Annotated in this window: 16 protein-coding genes; 13 read left to right on the top strand and 3 right to left on the bottom strand. The window is 60.8% G+C overall.

The features are described from left to right. Nucleotides 1–219: 219 nt before the first annotated feature. Both SM765_RS22075 and SM765_RS22070 read right to left on the bottom strand, forming a co-directional pair. The gene (locus tag SM765_RS22075) at nucleotides 220–627 is read right to left on the bottom strand and encodes a diacylglycerol kinase (protein ID WP_274836440.1); all 408 of its coding nucleotides are present in this window, start codon (nucleotides 625–627) and stop codon (nucleotides 220–222) included. Further along, entirely contained in the window at nucleotides 624–2,270 is a 1,647-nt protein-coding gene (locus SM765_RS22070) for a phosphoethanolamine transferase (RefSeq protein WP_274869702.1), read from the bottom strand. Before SM765_RS22070 ends, SM765_RS22075 begins: the two co-directional genes overlap by 4 nt. A 311-nt stretch (nucleotides 2,271–2,581) precedes the next feature. Here SM765_RS22070 and SM765_RS22065 point away from each other — a divergent pair, with 311 nt between their 5' ends. The 6 genes from SM765_RS22065 to SM765_RS22040 all read left to right on the top strand — a co-directional run bounded on the left by SM765_RS22065 (nucleotide 2,582) and on the right by SM765_RS22040 (nucleotide 7,148). After that, the gene (locus SM765_RS22065) at nucleotides 2,582–3,397 is read left to right on the top strand and encodes a UDP-2,3-diacylglucosamine diphosphatase (protein WP_274838785.1); all 816 of its coding nucleotides are present in this window, start codon (nucleotides 2,582–2,584) and stop codon (nucleotides 3,395–3,397) included. A 12-nt stretch (nucleotides 3,398–3,409) separates the two neighbouring features. Next, entirely contained in the window at nucleotides 3,410–4,639 is a 1,230-nt protein-coding gene (locus tag SM765_RS22060; RefSeq protein ID WP_274833888.1) for a BtaA family protein, read from the top strand. Next, the gene (locus SM765_RS22055; RefSeq protein WP_274838784.1) at nucleotides 4,632–5,279 is read left to right on the top strand and encodes a class I SAM-dependent methyltransferase; all 648 of its coding nucleotides are present in this window, start codon (nucleotides 4,632–4,634) and stop codon (nucleotides 5,277–5,279) included. Before SM765_RS22060 ends, SM765_RS22055 begins: the two co-directional genes overlap by 8 nt. Before the next feature lie 254 nt (nucleotides 5,280–5,533). Beyond that, nucleotides 5,534–5,821: an ArsR/SmtB family transcription factor gene (locus tag SM765_RS22050; RefSeq protein WP_274838783.1), complete on the top strand. Its 288-nt coding sequence runs from the start codon at nucleotides 5,534–5,536 to the stop codon at nucleotides 5,819–5,821. After that, nucleotides 5,818–6,876, top strand: a complete 1,059-nt coding sequence (locus tag SM765_RS22045; protein WP_274838782.1) for a permease — start codon at nucleotides 5,818–5,820, stop codon at nucleotides 6,874–6,876. The genes SM765_RS22050 and SM765_RS22045 overlap by 4 nt, the downstream gene beginning before the upstream one ends. A 35-nt stretch (nucleotides 6,877–6,911) precedes the next feature. After that, nucleotides 6,912–7,148, top strand: coding sequence for a thioredoxin family protein (locus tag SM765_RS22040; RefSeq protein WP_065271767.1), 237 nt, complete (start codon nucleotides 6,912–6,914; stop codon nucleotides 7,146–7,148). A gap of 296 nt (nucleotides 7,149–7,444) precedes the next feature. Here SM765_RS22040 and SM765_RS22035 read toward each other — a convergent pair whose 3' ends face one another. Then, nucleotides 7,445–8,461 carry a GntR family transcriptional regulator gene (locus SM765_RS22035; RefSeq protein WP_274833898.1) on the bottom strand — a complete coding sequence of 339 codons (1,017 nt, stop codon included), beginning with the start codon at nucleotides 8,459–8,461 and terminating at the stop codon, nucleotides 7,445–7,447. A 140-nt stretch (nucleotides 8,462–8,601) separates the two neighbouring features. Between SM765_RS22035 and SM765_RS22030 the strand changes: the two genes are divergently transcribed. The 7 genes from SM765_RS22030 to SM765_RS22000 all read left to right on the top strand — a co-directional run. Next, nucleotides 8,602–10,149 (top strand): NCS1 family transporter, encoded by a 1,548-nt coding sequence (locus SM765_RS22030; RefSeq protein WP_425537324.1) that lies wholly within the window; start codon nucleotides 8,602–8,604, stop codon nucleotides 10,147–10,149. 49 nt (nucleotides 10,150–10,198) lie between these two features. Next, the gene (locus SM765_RS22025) at nucleotides 10,199–11,545 is read left to right on the top strand and encodes an amidase family protein (protein WP_274838780.1); all 1,347 of its coding nucleotides are present in this window, start codon (nucleotides 10,199–10,201) and stop codon (nucleotides 11,543–11,545) included. A gap of 11 nt (nucleotides 11,546–11,556) precedes the next feature. Beyond that, nucleotides 11,557–12,438 (top strand): polysaccharide deacetylase family protein, encoded by an 882-nt coding sequence (locus SM765_RS22020; RefSeq protein ID WP_274836431.1) that lies wholly within the window; start codon nucleotides 11,557–11,559, stop codon nucleotides 12,436–12,438. Nucleotides 12,439–12,500: 62 nt separating this feature from the next. After that, a complete protein-coding gene (locus SM765_RS22015) occupies nucleotides 12,501–12,830 on the top strand; it encodes a hypothetical protein (RefSeq protein ID WP_274836430.1) in 330 nt (109 codons plus the stop codon). After that, on the top strand, nucleotides 12,827–13,792 hold the full coding sequence (locus SM765_RS22010; protein WP_274836429.1) for a CobW family GTP-binding protein: 966 nt from the start codon (nucleotides 12,827–12,829) through the stop codon (nucleotides 13,790–13,792). The genes SM765_RS22015 and SM765_RS22010 overlap by 4 nt, the downstream gene beginning before the upstream one ends. A gap of 15 nt (nucleotides 13,793–13,807) precedes the next feature. Beyond that, nucleotides 13,808–14,992: an ABC transporter substrate-binding protein gene (locus SM765_RS22005; protein WP_274838779.1), complete on the top strand. Its 1,185-nt coding sequence runs from the start codon at nucleotides 13,808–13,810 to the stop codon at nucleotides 14,990–14,992. Nucleotides 14,993–15,322: 330 nt separating this feature from the next. After that, a partial coding sequence (locus SM765_RS22000; RefSeq protein WP_274836427.1) for a hypothetical protein occupies nucleotides 15,323–15,515 on the top strand: 193 nt, incomplete at its 3' end.

Genomic DNA, 15,515 nt, shown 5'->3' with positions numbered 1-15,515 from the left:
TTGCCAACGGCGATCAGGTCGCCATGTAGGCCCAATAAGGCTTAACAGGACCGGGAAGTCAAACTCTTCGTGGCCGTTTTGTGACGGCTCAGACGCGGGCGCCGATTTTTTGGGCAGCCGCGAAGGCGGACCTTTGGCGCCTGTTTCTACCGGTCCCATGACGCCGCAGACTGCCGTCCCGCCTGACCCATGATACCTTTGGCCGCACCGGAGTTGCGGCTAGCCAAACAGCGACAGCAGGATCCCCCCGACACACAAGGCATTGGAAATGATCAGCAGCGCAACCGCCAGAGAGCCAAGGTCCTTTGCGTGTTTTGCCTGCACCGACCATTCGGGCGATATACGGTCGGTCAGCACTTCGATCGCGGTATTGAGCGCCTCGACCGCCAGCAGGAGTGCAAAGAGAATGGCAAAGGCCGCAAGCTGTAGAGCAGAGGCCCCAAGAACCAGCAGCAGGAACCCCGTCCCAGCCCCCGCGACAAGCTCCAGCCGGGCGGCGGTTTCCCCCATCAACCGCTGCAAACCGCCAAGGGAATACCGGGCAGCGGCAAAGACATGCGCAACGCCGGTCACAGCGGGCGGGATTTCTTGCGGGGCTGCGCCCTGCGATTGATCACTTACCGTCATGTTGCGGGCCTCGCGATACGGCAGCGCGACGCCAGATCCAGCTCCGGCTGCCGGACCTCAGTGCGGATGTCGAGAAGGCCCAGAACCGTATGAAACAGATTGTCCTGACTGACAGGCTGATCAGTCATATCCTTCAGACAGGCGCCATCCAGATGCATCGCTTCGCGATAGCTTTCCGGCAGCCACATCAGGAACGGCACCCGTGTCTGCGCCTCCGGCGCCATGAACATCGGCGCGGCGTGGAGGTATAGCCCGCCCTCCCCCAGGGATTCACCGTGATCCGAGATATACATCAACGCCGGTAGAGCATGGTCCTGCGCGTTCAGCATTGAAATCGCCTTGGCCAGGATGTGGTCGGTATAGGCGATGGTGTTGTCATAGGCGTTCACGATCTCTTCCGGCGTGCAATAGTCGAACTCGGCTGTTCTGCAATCAGGCGTGAAGCGGGCAAACGCCTCGGGGTAGCGCCTGTAGTAGGCAGGTCCGTGGCTGCCGATCATATGCAGCACCAGCACGGTGTCTTCCTTGATCGCCCCGATCTGCTGCGCCAGCGCCCCAAGAAGCGCCGCATCGCTGCATTCCCCATCGGCGCAGGCCGCCGGATCAAGCGTAACATCGACCTGCCGCGCCCCGGTGCGCCGGGCGATCCGCTGATCCCCGGTGTTGTTGTCGATCCACACAGGCTGCACCCCGGCATGATCCAGCACATCCAGAAGGTTCTCCTGCCCCATGAAGGCGCGATGGCTGTAGTCACTCCGGCCCAGCGCGGAGAACATGCAGGGCAGCGACACCGCCGTCGATGTTCCACAGGACGAGGTTTCGCTGAAATTGAGGAGATCAAGCCCCGCCAGCTGCGGCGTGGTGTTCCGCGCATACCCATTCAGCGCGAAGTTCTGCGCGCGGGCGGTCTCTCCGGCGAAGATCACCAGCAGAACCGGTTTTTTAGCCGCCAGCAGGTCTTCCCCCTTGGCTGCATCCTGTCCCAGCGGTGCGACCTCTGTGTTGCTGGCCCGGATTTCCATCTTGGCGTAGCGGGCGATGGCGCCAATGGTGGCGCCGGGCTGGTAGCTGCCCATCAACTCGTGATGCTCGCGGATGACCGAGGCATTTGCCTTGAGGTTGACGAACAGGAAACCGAACGTCACCGCGAAGCTTGCGACAGCAGTCAGCGGCAGCTTCCACAGGATATGGCGGAACTTCGGATAGGTGATGCGCGGCCAGAACAGCAAGGCGGCGGGCAGTACGCCAGTCAGCCCCATGTAACGCAGATAGGGCAGCGTGATCAGTTGCCGGGATTCCGCATAGGTGGTGTTCATCACGTTCTGGATCATCAGCTTGTCGATCATGATGCCCAGGTGCCCCTGATACCATGAGGCCGCCGCCGCCAGAAGAATGAGAATGGCAGCCACCGGGCGCTGCACGCGCGGCCAGCTGAACGGGCTGAGGGTAAAGAACGTCAGCATCCAGACCGCAGCCCCGAACAGCACCACATTCATCGGCGCGCCCTCGAACAGCGTCGAGAGGTGCCTCCAGAACGCCGCGTTGAAGGCCACCAGCATATAAGTGGCGACCAGTATGTTGAGCATCGTCGGCGACAGCTCCGGTCGCCTGACCTGTGACAGGCGGGCGTTCAGCCTTCTCACGGCTTCGGCAAATCGTCCATGCAAGGGGCATACCTCCGGTAAAATATATCTGGTCTGGGCCGTCTTCAGCTGCTGTCGCCTGGGACGCTTCGTTGCCTCGATCACCGGAAATCTCCGGCCATTGCGGCTGGCGCGGGGCGGACGAAAGAACTGATGACAAGCCTTTGCCTGCGCCACCGGATGCCGCAGCAAGCTTTCAGTAACCTTACATCTCTCCGGGTCGGCCGAAACGCGCCGGGCCAGGACCGTCATGCTTCTGTCAATTAGCTGCGGTACCTCTGGCGCCACGCGCAGCAGCACGGGCGAGCACGATGAAGTACCGCACCCTCTTTCTGTCTGACATCCATCTGGGTACCCCGGGATGCCAGGCCGAACTGTTGCTGGAGTTCCTCAACAGTCACGACGCGGACAGCTATTACCTGGTGGGGGACATCATCGACGCCTGGCGGATCCAGCGCAAAGGCTTCCTGTGGCCGCAGGCCCATAACGATGTGGTGCAGGCGATCCTGGCAAAGGCGCATGATGGCGCCGAGATCTATCTGATCCCCGGCAATCACGACGAATTCCTGCGCTCCTACCTCGGGACGCATTTCGGCGGCATCGAGGTGGTGCAGACGGCAGATTTCGTCGCCGCCAACAACAAACGCTATCTGGTGACCCATGGCGACCAGTTCGATTCCGTGGTGGTCAATGCAAGGTGGCTGGCCCACCTTGGAGACCGAGCCTACGATTTCATGCTCTGGCTCAACACCCGCATCAACCGGCTTCGGCATCTTTGGGGCGGGCAATACTGGTCCTTGTCCAAATGGGCCAAGCATCAGGTCAAACAGGCGGTCAATTTCATCAGCGAATATGAAAACGTCCTGACTGCCGAGGCCCGGCGCGGTGGTTATGACGGGGTTATCTGCGGCCATATCCACAGCGCCGCCCTCCGTGATATTGGCGAGATTTCCTACGTCAACACCGGCGATTGGGTCGAGAGCTGCACCGCCGTGGCGGAACGGGAAGACGGGCAACTGGTGCTGATCGACTGGACCCGCTCTGCCCGGCGCGCCCATCACCGCAGCCGCCGGGCGCGGCGCAAGGACAAACAGTTCGAAAAAGACAGGCAACTTGAAAATGTATGAGAGGTGCCCCCGATGAGCACGACCGCACAGGCGCGGCTGGATGCTGCCGTTCTGCAAGATGGCGATGCCGCAACCGGACGGCTGGAGCGCCTGTTTTCACGCCTGTTCCTGGGCCTTGTCTACCCGCAGATCTGGGAAGATCCGGTTGTCGATATGGCAGCCCTGGAAATCAAGCCGGGAGACAATCTGGTCTGTATCGCATCCGGCAGCTGCAACCTGATGTCCTATCTCACTGCAGGCCCCGCGTCGGTTACCGCCGTCGATCTGTCGCCTGCCCATGTGGCGCTGGGGCAGCTGAAACTGACCGCAGCGCGCTGCCTGCCGGATCATGCGGCGTTCTACCAGTTCTTTGCCCGAGCCGATCTGGCCAGCAATGTCGCGCTCTATGACCGCTACATCCGCCCCAATCTTGACCCGCACACGCGGGATTTCTGGGACGCGCGGCAACCGATCCGCCCCCGGATCTCCGTGTTTCAAAACCGGTTTTACCGGCACGGTCTGCTGGGGCGTTTCCTCGGCACCGTGCATCTGGTGGCCCGCCTTGGCCGCGTAGACTTCGCGCCGCTTCTGGCCGCGCGGACGTTAGAGGATCAGCAGGGGTTTTTCGATGAAGAGATCGCGCCGCTGTTCGACATGTGGCTGGTGCGCAAACTGGCCGGGTTCCGCGCCGCCCTGTTCGGCCTTGGCATCCCGCCGGCCCAGTATGACAAGCTCGCCGCTGACGGTGGTGGCGACGTCCTGCCGGTACTGCGCGAACGGGTGCGCAAGCTGATGTGCGATTTCCCGATCCGGGAGAATTATTTCGCCTGGCAGGCCTTTGCCCGGCAATACGACCCCGCCCCGGATGGATCATTGCCACCCTACCTGAGCCGGGAAAACTTCGAGGCTCTGCGGCAGAGTGCTGGCAACGGACGGATCGTGAATCGCTCCCTGACCGATCTGCTGGAGGCAGAGCCGGACGGGTGCAAGGAAGGCTACGTGCTGCTGGATGCGCAGGACTGGATGAATGATACGCAGTTGAATGCGCTCTGGGCGCAGATCACCCGCACGGCAAGACCGGGCGCACGGGTGATTTTCCGCACCGGCGGCAGCGCCGATATACTACCTGGACGGGTCCGGCCCGATCTTCTGAACCAATGGACCTATGACGCTGAAGCCTCGGCCGAGGGTACGGCAGAGGATCGTTCGGCCATCTACGGCGCCTTCCACCTCTACCGCTACAAAGGGCCTTCCCATGTTTGATTCAGCGCCCGATACCCACGCTGATCTGATGGATCAGACCTACCGCCATCAACGGATGATTTATGATCTGACCCGCAAATACTACCTGTTCGGACGCGACCGTTTGATTGCAGACCTCGCCCCCAAGGAAGGTGCACATATCCTGGAGGTGGCCTGCGGCACCGGGCGCAACCTGCATCTGGCGGCCCGCAGATACCCGCATTGTGCCTTTTACGGGTTGGATATTTCGTCCCAGATGTTGCGTTCGGCACAGGCGAAATTGAAAGACCGGGCACAGCTGGCTCAGGCAGACGCCTGCGATTTTGACGGTGCCGCGCTGTTTCAGCGCCCCCGGTTCGACCGGATCTTTGTCTCCTACGGGATTTCGATGATCCCGGACTGGAAGACCGCCCTGCGCATGGCGGCCGCGCATCTGAGGCCCGGCGGTGAACTGCATGTGGTGGATTTCTCGGATCAGTCCGGATGGCCCGACTGGTTCGAAACCTCGCTGCGCCGATGGCTGGCGAAATTTCACGTCAGTCCACGGCTGAACCTTGAAACCACCCTGCACAGGATTGCCGCAGAGACCGGCGGCACGGCAGAGCATCGCCAGCTTTACCGCGGCTATGCGCAGTACGGCGTGCTGCGCAGGCCGCGTTGACCTGAAAGTCAGCCCCCGGCCCGGGTCCCTGGGCCTGCTGCGGGCCGCTGTCGCGGTCGGGCAGCACTGGTGGGAAACCCATCACAGACAAGGCATTCCGGGTTGCACAAATGGTTGTCACCGCGGCGATGCCGCGCCCCAAAGAAGCAGACTTCGCTGAGCAAGCACCACAGGCTGAGATCCAGAGATTCACCCAATGGGGCCAGTTGACGTGGATCAACGCGCATATGCGGTAGGCCGCATATACATGCGTAATGCAAGAGATACTAAACGCCATTTATGACACGACCCGCCGCGCCGCCCTCGCCATCGTTTGGGATGGCGGCGAGCACTGCGTCTGTGAGTTGATGGAGCGGCTTGATGTAAGCCAAAGCCGCATGTCGCGACACATGAAGGTGCTGCGCGAAGCTGGCCTGGTTATCGTCCGGCGAGACGCTCAATGGGTCAGGTATCGTCAGAACCCGAATATCCCGGCAGAAATCGCGGCTGTGATCTCCGCGGTCTTGCTGGCGGAAAACTCTCTCAAACAGGAGATGGCATGACCACAGATACCCAAGGACTCTCCGCGAAGCATACGACACCGGATTGGCTGTGGTATGCGGCTGTTGTCGGGGCCGCGGTCGTTGGCTGGCTGGTATACGGGCAGTTGATCCCGTTTTCTGAATGGGTCACCAGCCTTTTGCCCGTTGCTCGTGACAGTCACACCGGCGAGGCGATCGCCTTCTTCGTATATGACGTCCCGAAAGTGCTCCTCCTTCTTACCGGCATCGTCTTCGTGACGGGTGTCCTGCGTAGCTGGTTCAGCCCCGAAAAGACGCGTACCATCCTGGCTGGCAAGCGGGAGTTCTTCGGCTATCCGCTGGCCGCCTTTCTTGGTGTTCTGACACCGTTTTGTTCTTGCTCATCCGTGCCCCTTTTCATCGGTTTCGTCTCCGCAGGGGTTCCCTTGGGCGTGACGTTTTCGTTCCTGATTGCCGGCCCGATGGTCGGCCCGGTCGGACTTGGGCTGCTCTATGCTCTGGTGGGATGGAAAATCGCCACGATCTACCTTGTATTCGGTTTCACGATCGCAACCGTCACCGGCTACGTGATGGGAAAGATGCGACTGGAACGCTATCTGCAGGACTGGGTGCGCGACCTGAATGCAGGTCCTGTTGGTGCCCTCCCCGAGGAGGCGGTTACTTTCGTCGACAGGTTGAAAACCGGCGCAGAGCAAGTCCGTGAAATTGTCGGCAAAGTCTGGATCTGGGTGCTGATCGGGATCGGAATTGGCGCGCTGATCCACGGGTATGTCCCCGAAGCGATGATGCTGAAAATCATGGGCGGTGAGGCATGGTGGTCAGTGCCGGCGGCGGTCGCCTTGGGCGTGCCGATGTACACCAATGCCGCCGGTGTCATTCCCATAGTCGAGGCACTGCTTGGCAAGGGCGCGGCCCTTGGCACGACGCTTGCTTTCATGATGTCGGTGATCGCCCTGTCGCTGCCCGAAATGATAATTCTAAAACAGGTGCTGACCCTGCGGCTGATCGCGATTTTTATCGCCATTGTTGCCGCCGGTATTCTCGCCACTGGCTATCTGTTCAACTTCCTTCTGTAAACGCCCCCATAGATCCGCTCTTGAAAGGACATCCCGTGAAATCTGTCAAAGTCTACGGTCCCGGCTGCAAGCGCTGTGAAACCACAGAGAACATGGTCCGCGACGCAGCAGCGAAACTGGGCGTTGAAATCACCCTCGAAAAGGTGACGGACGCGAAATCCATCGCAATGGCAGGTGTCATGTCGACACCCGGGCTCGCGGTGGACGGCAAGCTTGTCCATGTGGGCGGACTTCCCGACCCGGCCAAGCTGGAGCAATGGCTAACCGCCTGAGCAGCCGGATCTAAGCTTTAGCAGCCAATTTGCCTGGACACCGCGGACGATGCGCCAAGTCAACAGTCGCAAACCGGACGCAAAGCCAGTCGCAACGGGCTGGTGGTTTCCCGCCGTTGCGGAGGCGGCATGGGGCATCTCGCCAAAGGTGTAGTACACGTGACGTCCTCTGTGCAGCTCACTGAGGGCAGCCGTCCGATCAATCTGGCACCCCGCGCACAATGCAGCTTTTATCCTCCCGCAGCGGTGTGGTTGCCGCCCGAACCAAAGGTACAGGCTATTGCGTCCCGAAGTCGCTACTTTCCGTTGAGCAATGCGGTCTGGTTTATCGAGATCGTTCCTGGCGTCAGATAACTGGGCAATTCTGGTGGCAGTAATACCGAAAGGGTTTGCAACCTTTTGCAGGTACGTTCCCGTGCTTCCAGAAGATGAAATTCCAGTAAGGAGGCCGCGGCGGCTGCATCATTGCGCGCCAGAGCTTCAAGAACCGCGATGTGTTCTGAAATGAGACGGCTGGTCCCCGGCGACCGACCAAGAAGCAGGCGGAACATTTCATTGATTGCCAAGACCAGGCGCGATTTTTGAAGGGTCTTGAGCAAGTGGTCGTTGCGGCAGCCAGACAGCGCCTGCACATGCAAGGCATTTTCCATTTCAGAAATGTCCTCTGCGTCCAGATCCCCGTCTTGGCGGTCCAGCTCCCGTGCCCGCGCCAAGGCCCGTTCAATGTGGCTTTTTTCGATATGGGGCGCCGCCTCTGCCAGCGCCACAGGCTCCAGCAGGATGCGCAACTGATAGTGATTGCGCACGTCCAGAGCGGTCAGAACCGGCAACACCCATTTGGAGCGCTCATTCTTCTCTACGATGCCGGAACTGCGGAGTTGCGAGAGCATGTCGCGGACGACCGAGCGGCTGACGGAAAAGCGCTCGGTGAGCTTGCTCTCGTTGATTTGCAGAGGGCCGAAGGGAAGGGCGCGGATCAGCTCATCGCGCAGGACTGGCAGGATCTGATCAGGGTTGGACAGCGCTCTTGGAACGCTGCGGCTTGCTGTTGAATCGAACAGGGCCTGTTCAATCGAATCCCGACGGGGCGGGACAGAAGAATCAGTCCCGACCAGAAAGCCCCGGCCTTCGAAGCGGGTGATCATTTTTGCAGAATGGAGCTCGGCAAGCGCCTTTCTGATCGTGGTTCTGCTGGTGCCGAAATGCCGGGCCAATGGCTCTTCGGTCAGGACTTGCCCGGTCTCCAACCGCCCAGCCTCTATGGCATCTTTGATCGCTTGGGAAATCGATATGTATCTGGGAATTATGGACAAATTTTAAACTTCGCTTTTGCGTTCTGTTTCGGATTCCAGCCACTCAACTGACATGCGCCGAGCCCCTAATCCCCAACTGCAACCTATCTTAGGCCGCTGCACTGGGAAACAAAAGGCTTCCCTTTCTTTAAAATGATCTTATGAATACTAAAGATCATTATAATATGGGAGGACACGAAATGGCATATTCAGAAGCGGCGGCGCAGCCCCCGAGGGCGGATGAACAATCGCATCTGTTAGAAGCTTCAATTTTGCCGGTCTGGCTCAATCAGCGGACCATTGGTGGACTAGGCTACGTGTGGATCTGGATTGGTATGGCGGTCATTATCGCGACCTTCCAGCTCGGCGCGGGCGGGGTTGCCGGATTGCCTCTGGCGACGGTGATCGGAACCATTTTCCTTGCCAATCTTGTGCTTGGTCTGGTGATGGCGCTGACGGCAGACATCGGCACCGAGCATGGCATCAGCTTTGCGGTCTATCTGCGGGCGCCGTTCGGCACCGTCGGCACCCATCTGCCTTCGGTCACCCGCGGCATCGTGGCAGCGGCCTGGTTCGGCATCCAGACCTATCTCGGGGCGCTCGCGCTGAACGGCATCGTGTCCTACCTGGGCGGCTTCGACAGCTGGGTCTTCTGGTATGTCGCCTTCGGCCTGATCCAGATCATCAACACCGCGATGGGCATCCGGGCCGTGCAGCTGCTCGCCAGCATTGCGGCACCTGCGATCATCGCGATCTCGATCTGGATGTATTACACCCTCGAAAGCGTCGCCTCGGCGAGCGGCCATAACATCTGGACCTTTGCCGGTGACGCGGAAATGAGCATCGTCGCGCTCTTCGTGGCCAATATGGCGTTCTGGTCGGCGCTGGCGGTGGATATCCCCAATATCACCCGCTTTCTGAAGACGAACGGCGGCGAGAAAAGCTTCTTCCGTCGCAACCGCAACATCTTTGCGGCGCAGTTCATCGCCCTGCCGGTGGCGCAGAGCTGGATCGCGCTGATCGGGGCGGTTTCCTTTATTGCGACCGGAGACTGGAACCCGATCAACGTCATTCAGGCGCAGGGCACCGGGGTGACGCTGGTCGTGCTGCTCGCGATGGTCATCCTCGCGCAGTGGTCCACCAACACCAGTGCCAACCTGATCCCGGCCGCGCTGACCTTTGTGAACGCTGGCGCGCCGCGCATCACCTATGCGATGGGCATCATGATTGCGGGTATCGTCGGTACGCTCACCATGCCCTGGCTGATCCTGAATCACCTGTTCACCTACCTCGGCATGTATGGCGCGATGCTGTCTGCTGTCGGCGGCATCATGGTCTGCGACTATTTCCTGATCCGGGGTCGCCGCCTGAACGTGCCGGACCTCTACCGCGAAGACGGCCAGTTCCGTTACTTTGGCGGCTGGAACCCGGCGGGTCTGATCGCCTGGGCCGTTGGTGGCGGGCTGGCGCTGTATTTCATCCAATACGCTTATGTCGTCGGCTTCCCGGCTGCGATGGCGGTGTATTTCGTCCTGATGAAAGCCTGGGTTCTGCCGCGTCATCAGCAGGCCGAGATCAACGACCCGGACGATGCGAAATACCTCGCGACTTCGGTGGATCTGAACTGGGTCTACACGGCGGAAAACGGCATGCAGCGGGTCAGAACCGCAGACATCCCGTCGGATGCGATCGCTCGCGAAGACCTCTAAGCCGATCAATCCGGGCGGGGGCAGATCGCCCCCGCCCGTGGAGACCATCATGATATTTTTTGAAGAGCATCACTCAGCCCGGACAACGACAGTTCCGGTGACGGAACGAACGGCTGCCGCGCTGCACGCGCTGGAAGGCTGGCAAGAGACAGGCGCCTGCACCGCGATCACCGCAGAACGCGCGATGATGCAGGCCGCACAGGCCGAAGACCGCGCGTCCCGTGGTCAGGTATTAGGGCCTCTGGACGGGATGAGCGTCCTGTGGAAGGACATTATCGACCAGACGGGCGAGATCACCACTTGCGGTTCGGCGCTGCACAAATCCGCGCAGCCTGCAACGCAGGACGCGGCCTGTGTATCTCTGATCGAGGCCGCCGGTGGCGTATCACTGGGCCGGACCGGCCTCTCAGAATTTGCCTTCTCGGGCCTCGGCATCAACCCGCATTTCGGCACCCCGCCCTCTGCCCTGTCGGAGACGGTGCCGTTGCTGCCGGGCGGCTCTTCCTCGGGGTCTGCGGTGCTGGTCGCGGCTGGGCTGGCCGATCTCGGGGTCGGCACCGATACCTCGGGCTCCGTCCGGCTGCCTGCGGCGCTGAATGGCATCTTTGGCTTCAAGCCCAGTGCGAACCGTTATGATCGAATCGGCGTGCACGAGCTGTCCCGGACGCTTGATACCGTTGGCACATTCGCACGGTCCTTTCACGTGCTGCGCGCAGCCGATCACATCCTGAACACGAGGCCAGCAACCAGCCCCGACACGGCAAAAACCGATATCCTCGATCTGTCAGAGTGCCTCGGGCCGGTCTGGGACCCGGAGGTCACCGCAGCCTATCAGGCGGCGCTGAGCCGTCTGACTGCCGCCGGATGGACCGTGCGCGCCGCACATCTGACGGCGGTGGACGAGTTGCGCGCCCTGACTGCCGCTGAGGGACCGCTGGTCGCGATCGAGGCCCGACGGAAATATGCGGACCTGCTGGCCAGCGACGAGGCCAGCAAGATCGACCCGGTGATCCGCACGCGGCTGCAGCAGGCGCCGGTCCTGAGCGACGCGGACTATGCCGGTTACCTGCAGAAACGGGAGCAGTTGATCGTGGCGGCCCGCGCCGAGATCGGCGACAGGCTGCTCGCCTTCCCCACGGTGCCCTCGTTGCGCCATCCGCTGCCGGTCTATCTGAACGACCAGAAGGCGGCGCAGGAGCTGAACGCCAGACTGCTCGCGGCCACGATGATCGGGAGCCTGCTGGACTGGCCCGGCCTCGCGGTGCCACTGCGCGATGCAGCGGGCCGTGTCGAAGGCTCTATCCTGCTTTCCGCCGCCTCTGGCAATGATGAGGGGCTGCTGGTTCAGGCCGAGCAGCTCCTCCCCGCAATTACCCATCCAATCCTCAACATCTAAGGGAGAATGAAATGACAAAGAAAATTTTTGTCGCTTATGGCGTGGATGTCGATGCCGTTGCCGGCTGGCTCGGGTCCTATGGCGGCGAGGACTCGCCCGATGATATCTCGCGCGGGATGTTCGCGGGCGAAGTCGGCTCGCCGCGCCTGCTGAAACTGTTCGAGAAATACGGCATCAAGACCACCTGGTTCATCCCCGGCCACTCGATGGAAACCTTCCCCGAGGAAATGGCAGCGGTCGCCAAGGCAGGTCACGAGATCGGCATTCACGGCTATTCGCATGAAAACCCCATTGCGATGACCCGCGAGCAGGAGATGGCAATCCTCGACAAGTCGATCGAACTGGCCACCGCGCTAAGCGGCAAGCGTCCGACCGGCTATGTTGCGCCCTGGTGGGAATTCTCCAATGTCACCAACGAGCTGCTGCTGGAGCGCGGCATCAAATACGACCACTCGCTGATGCACAACGATTTCCACCCCTACCGGGTGCGGGTCGGCGACAGCTGGACCAAGATCGACTACAGCCAGCATCCCGACACCTGGATGAAGCCGCTGGAGCGGGGCGAGGAAACCGACCTGATCGAGATCCCCGCAAACTGGTATCTCGACGATCTGCCGCCGATGATGTTCATCAAGAAAGCGCCGAACAGCCACGGTTTCGTCAATCCGCGCGATATCGAGCAGATGTGGAAGGACCAGTTCGATTACGTCTACCGTGAAAACGACTATGCGGTTTTCACCATGACCATCCACCCCGATGTCTCGGGCCGTCCGCAGGTTCTGATGATGCACGAGCGGCTGATTGAATACATCAACAGCCACGAAGGCGTGCAATGGGCCACCTTCGACGAGATCGCAGACGACTTTAACGCACGCGCACCGCGCAAAGCGTGATCCAGACGGTGGGAGGGGCCACCCCTCCCACCAATAAATCACCAAGCCCGGAGGATATCGGCATGTGCGGATTATGCGGAATTTTTGGCACGGATGACCACTGGAGCGCCGCCGGGTTTGAAACCAGCGCCTCGGCAGATCCGGTGCTGCGGCGGCGGGACCGGACGGCGCGGATCGCAGTGGTCAACCGCATGCTCGCCCGCAAGCGCATCCAGCTCTCGGATTGGCAGGGGCAGAGCTACATCCTGCGCAATCTGACCGGCCGGCAGGCCATTGTCAGCAATGTCACCGAGGTCTGGGCCGCGCTTGAAGCGGAATTCGGCGGCGGCTTCGACCCGCTGGACCCGGCGAACTTTCCCGCCCCCCTCCCCGAGGCAGGAGCGCAGTCATGACGCGTCGCACAGCGGTTCCCATCACCCTGCTGACCGGCTTTCTGGGCGCCGGCAAAACGACCTGGCTGGCGCGCGCGCTGCAAGATGACACCGCAGGCCGCGTCGCCGTTCTGGTGAATGAGTTCGGGGCGGTCGGCATCGACCACCTGCTGGTGGGCACCATCGCGCCGGATACCGTGCTGCTCGATTCCGGCTGCATCTGCTGCCAGATCCGCGGCGAGCTGAAGGACGCGATCCTGAACCTGATGAGCCAGGCGCAAAACGGCGAGGTGCCGCAATTCGACCGGATTGTCATCGAAACCACCGGCCTGGCGGACCCGTCGCAAATCCTGTCGACGCTGACCTTCGATCCGGTGCTGCACAATCAGGTCATTCTGCAGGACGTGGTGACCGTGGCCGATGCGCTGAATGGTGCCGCGCTGCACGCGAAACAGCCCGAGTGGGTGGCGCAGGTGGCGGCGGCCAGCACGATCCTGTTGTCAAAGACCGACCTCGTGCCCGAGGATCGGCTTCTGGACCTTCAATTGCGGCTGGGGCTGATCAACCCGGCGGCACAGCTCCTCGATGCCCGGCAGTGCCCGACCTTTGCGGATATCGCCAGCGATGGCGCCAACGCTCCCGTCCCGGCGCAGACGCGTGCCCCTTCGCATAGCGACGGCACCGGCGCGCAGACCCTGAGCCTCAGCTTCGACGATCCGCTCGACTGGACCGGGTTTGTCGTCTGGCTCTCGGCGCTTATCCACCGCCACGGCACCAATCTGCTGCGGGTGAAATGCCTGCTCAAGACGCCCGAGGGCATCGTCCTGATTGATGGGGTCGGCCACACCTTGCACCACCCGCGTCACCTTGACAGTGCGATGCCTTCCGATCAAAGCTCGCACCTCGTATTTATCGGCCGTAACCTGGACATGACGTTGTTGCGTGCCTCGTTTGAAGCCTTTTTGAACGTGAAAACATCCTGACAGACATAAAGCAAAATGCCGGAACCACTGACATCGCCGCCTTTGCATACCAACCCACCCGTGCTGCGCGTGTTGGGAACCGGAGTGACGCTGATCGACACCGTCCTCGCCTCGGCAGAGGCTGATCTGGGTATCCGGCTTGAGTTCACCGCCTTGGACGGGATCGAAGCACAACGTCGTGGTGTACTGGCGCCAGACAGTTTCGACATCTACGACCAGTGGTTTCATGACCTTGATCTGGTCTGGCCTGCGCGTTCGCTACGGCCGATCGAGGTCGATCGGATCGACTGCTGGGACGAGATCTGGTCCTGGCCGGTGCTCCAGAGCGACCCCGACAGGACGGCGCCGCGCGGCACGCCGCGAGACCGGTTATTCGTGCAGGAAAGCGGCGAATTGGGGTCGGCAGCCTCAGGCCAGGTTTCCATGCTGCCAACGGTGTATAACGCCGACAGTTTTGCTATCGTCGGAGACAGCACCGCCCCCGAGCCCAGGAGCTGGGGCGATCTTTTGTCCGGGCAATGGCACGGCAGGGTCGCCATTCAGGCGGATGCAGCCATTGGCGTGCCCGATCTGCTACTGGCCTTGCGCGCACGGGGCGAGTTTCAATGCGATAATCCCGGAAACCTGACTCTCGGAGAAATCGGAAGTTTCATCCGCCTCGTCAAACAATATCAACTGTCGGGTCATTTCGCCGGGTTCTGGACCGATAGGACGCCTGGCGCAGATGGGACCGCCAAACTTTCGACCATGTGGTGGTCGAATTACCTCGCGCAAAAGGCCAAGGGTATCCCCATCCGAATGTGCGCACCGCGCGAAGGCTATCGCGGCTGGTGCGGCGGCATGGCCTTGTCCCGGCATCTCGATCAGCGTACCGAGGACCTTGCCTACGCTTATCTGAACTGGTGGCTGTCCGGCCCCGCAGGCGCGATTATGGCGCGCAATGGTGCCTATATGGCTGCCCCCAGCGCGACGCGCGCGCATCTATCATCGGTTGAGTGGGATTTCTGGTATGGTGGCAAACCTGCCGCTTGCGAAATCCGTGACGCGTTTGGGAATGTCGTCTATCACCCCGGAGAACGCCGCGAGGGCGGTAGTTATGAAACGCGGCAAAGTCAGATCGTGATCTGGAATTCCGTAATGGAAGAGCACAACTTCCTGGTCCGGCTATGGGACCTGATTACTGCGGACGCGCTGATATAGCGGCCCCCCTGTCTCGAAGCGGGTTGCCAAAGGCGGCAGGCAGTATTGTGGAGACTTTGGGGCCATACGATACACCGGACTCTGAAAATCCGTCTGATCCTCCTGAACATGTCGAAACCTAGTTTCTGAATTGATCTGGCCCCCATTTCCATCGCCAGTATCGCCCTCGTCGATCACCCTGGGGGAGTAGAGGCGCGGTAGGCTGCGACAATTCATATGGTCGTCTCCATGTTTCCTGAAGCGGATAAAGTTACCAGTGCCCGTTAAGGATGTCTCAAACAGCGCAGGGCGTTTTTTAAACCTGTGTATTTTTACCCAGGACTTAGCGACATGCCAAATATTTCGCCGCCGTTCACTGCTTTGTCTTTGTTGACCAATCAATCTCTGAAGTCCGCAAACAGCTTGGCAGAAGAGAGTGCTTACGACCTTCCCCCTTCTCCGTTGATGGCTCGCGGCTTTGCGGGCCCATTGTTTCAGGTCTATTTCCCAAAAAGTCCAAGCGCGATTGAAGACTGCCAGCGCG

This window comes from Pseudophaeobacter sp. 1A09344, assembly GCF_041008745.1.
In the GTDB taxonomy this organism is placed as follows: Bacteria; Pseudomonadota; Alphaproteobacteria; order Rhodobacterales; family Rhodobacteraceae; genus Phycobacter; species Phycobacter gallaeciensis_A.
This window is presented reverse-complemented; position numbering and strand designations above follow the sequence as displayed.

What these genes read in the sequence shown, in the direction of transcription:
- SM765_RS22075 (WP_274836440.1), bottom strand. Translation starts at nt 627, where the DNA reads ATGACGGTAAGTGATCAATCGCAGGGCGCAGCCCCGCAAGAAATCCCG.
- SM765_RS22065 (WP_274838785.1), top strand. Translation starts at nt 2,582, where the DNA reads ATGAAGTACCGCACCCTCTTTCTGTCTGACATCCATCTGGGTACCCCG.
- SM765_RS22060 (WP_274833888.1), top strand. Translation starts at nt 3,410, where the DNA reads ATGAGCACGACCGCACAGGCGCGGCTGGATGCTGCCGTTCTGCAAGAT.
- SM765_RS22055 (WP_274838784.1), top strand. Translation starts at nt 4,632, where the DNA reads ATGTTTGATTCAGCGCCCGATACCCACGCTGATCTGATGGATCAGACC.
- SM765_RS22050 (WP_274838783.1), top strand. Translation starts at nt 5,534, where the DNA reads ATGCAAGAGATACTAAACGCCATTTATGACACGACCCGCCGCGCCGCC.
- SM765_RS22045 (WP_274838782.1), top strand. Translation starts at nt 5,818, where the DNA reads ATGACCACAGATACCCAAGGACTCTCCGCGAAGCATACGACACCGGAT.
- SM765_RS22030 (WP_425537324.1), top strand. Translation starts at nt 8,602, where the DNA reads ATGAATACTAAAGATCATTATAATATGGGAGGACACGAAATGGCATAT.
- SM765_RS22025 (WP_274838780.1), top strand. Translation starts at nt 10,199, where the DNA reads ATGATATTTTTTGAAGAGCATCACTCAGCCCGGACAACGACAGTTCCG.
- SM765_RS22020 (WP_274836431.1), top strand. Translation starts at nt 11,557, where the DNA reads ATGACAAAGAAAATTTTTGTCGCTTATGGCGTGGATGTCGATGCCGTT.
- SM765_RS22015 (WP_274836430.1), top strand. Translation starts at nt 12,501, where the DNA reads ATGTGCGGATTATGCGGAATTTTTGGCACGGATGACCACTGGAGCGCC.
- SM765_RS22010 (WP_274836429.1), top strand. Translation starts at nt 12,827, where the DNA reads ATGACGCGTCGCACAGCGGTTCCCATCACCCTGCTGACCGGCTTTCTG.
- SM765_RS22005 (WP_274838779.1), top strand. Translation starts at nt 13,808, where the DNA reads ATGCCGGAACCACTGACATCGCCGCCTTTGCATACCAACCCACCCGTG.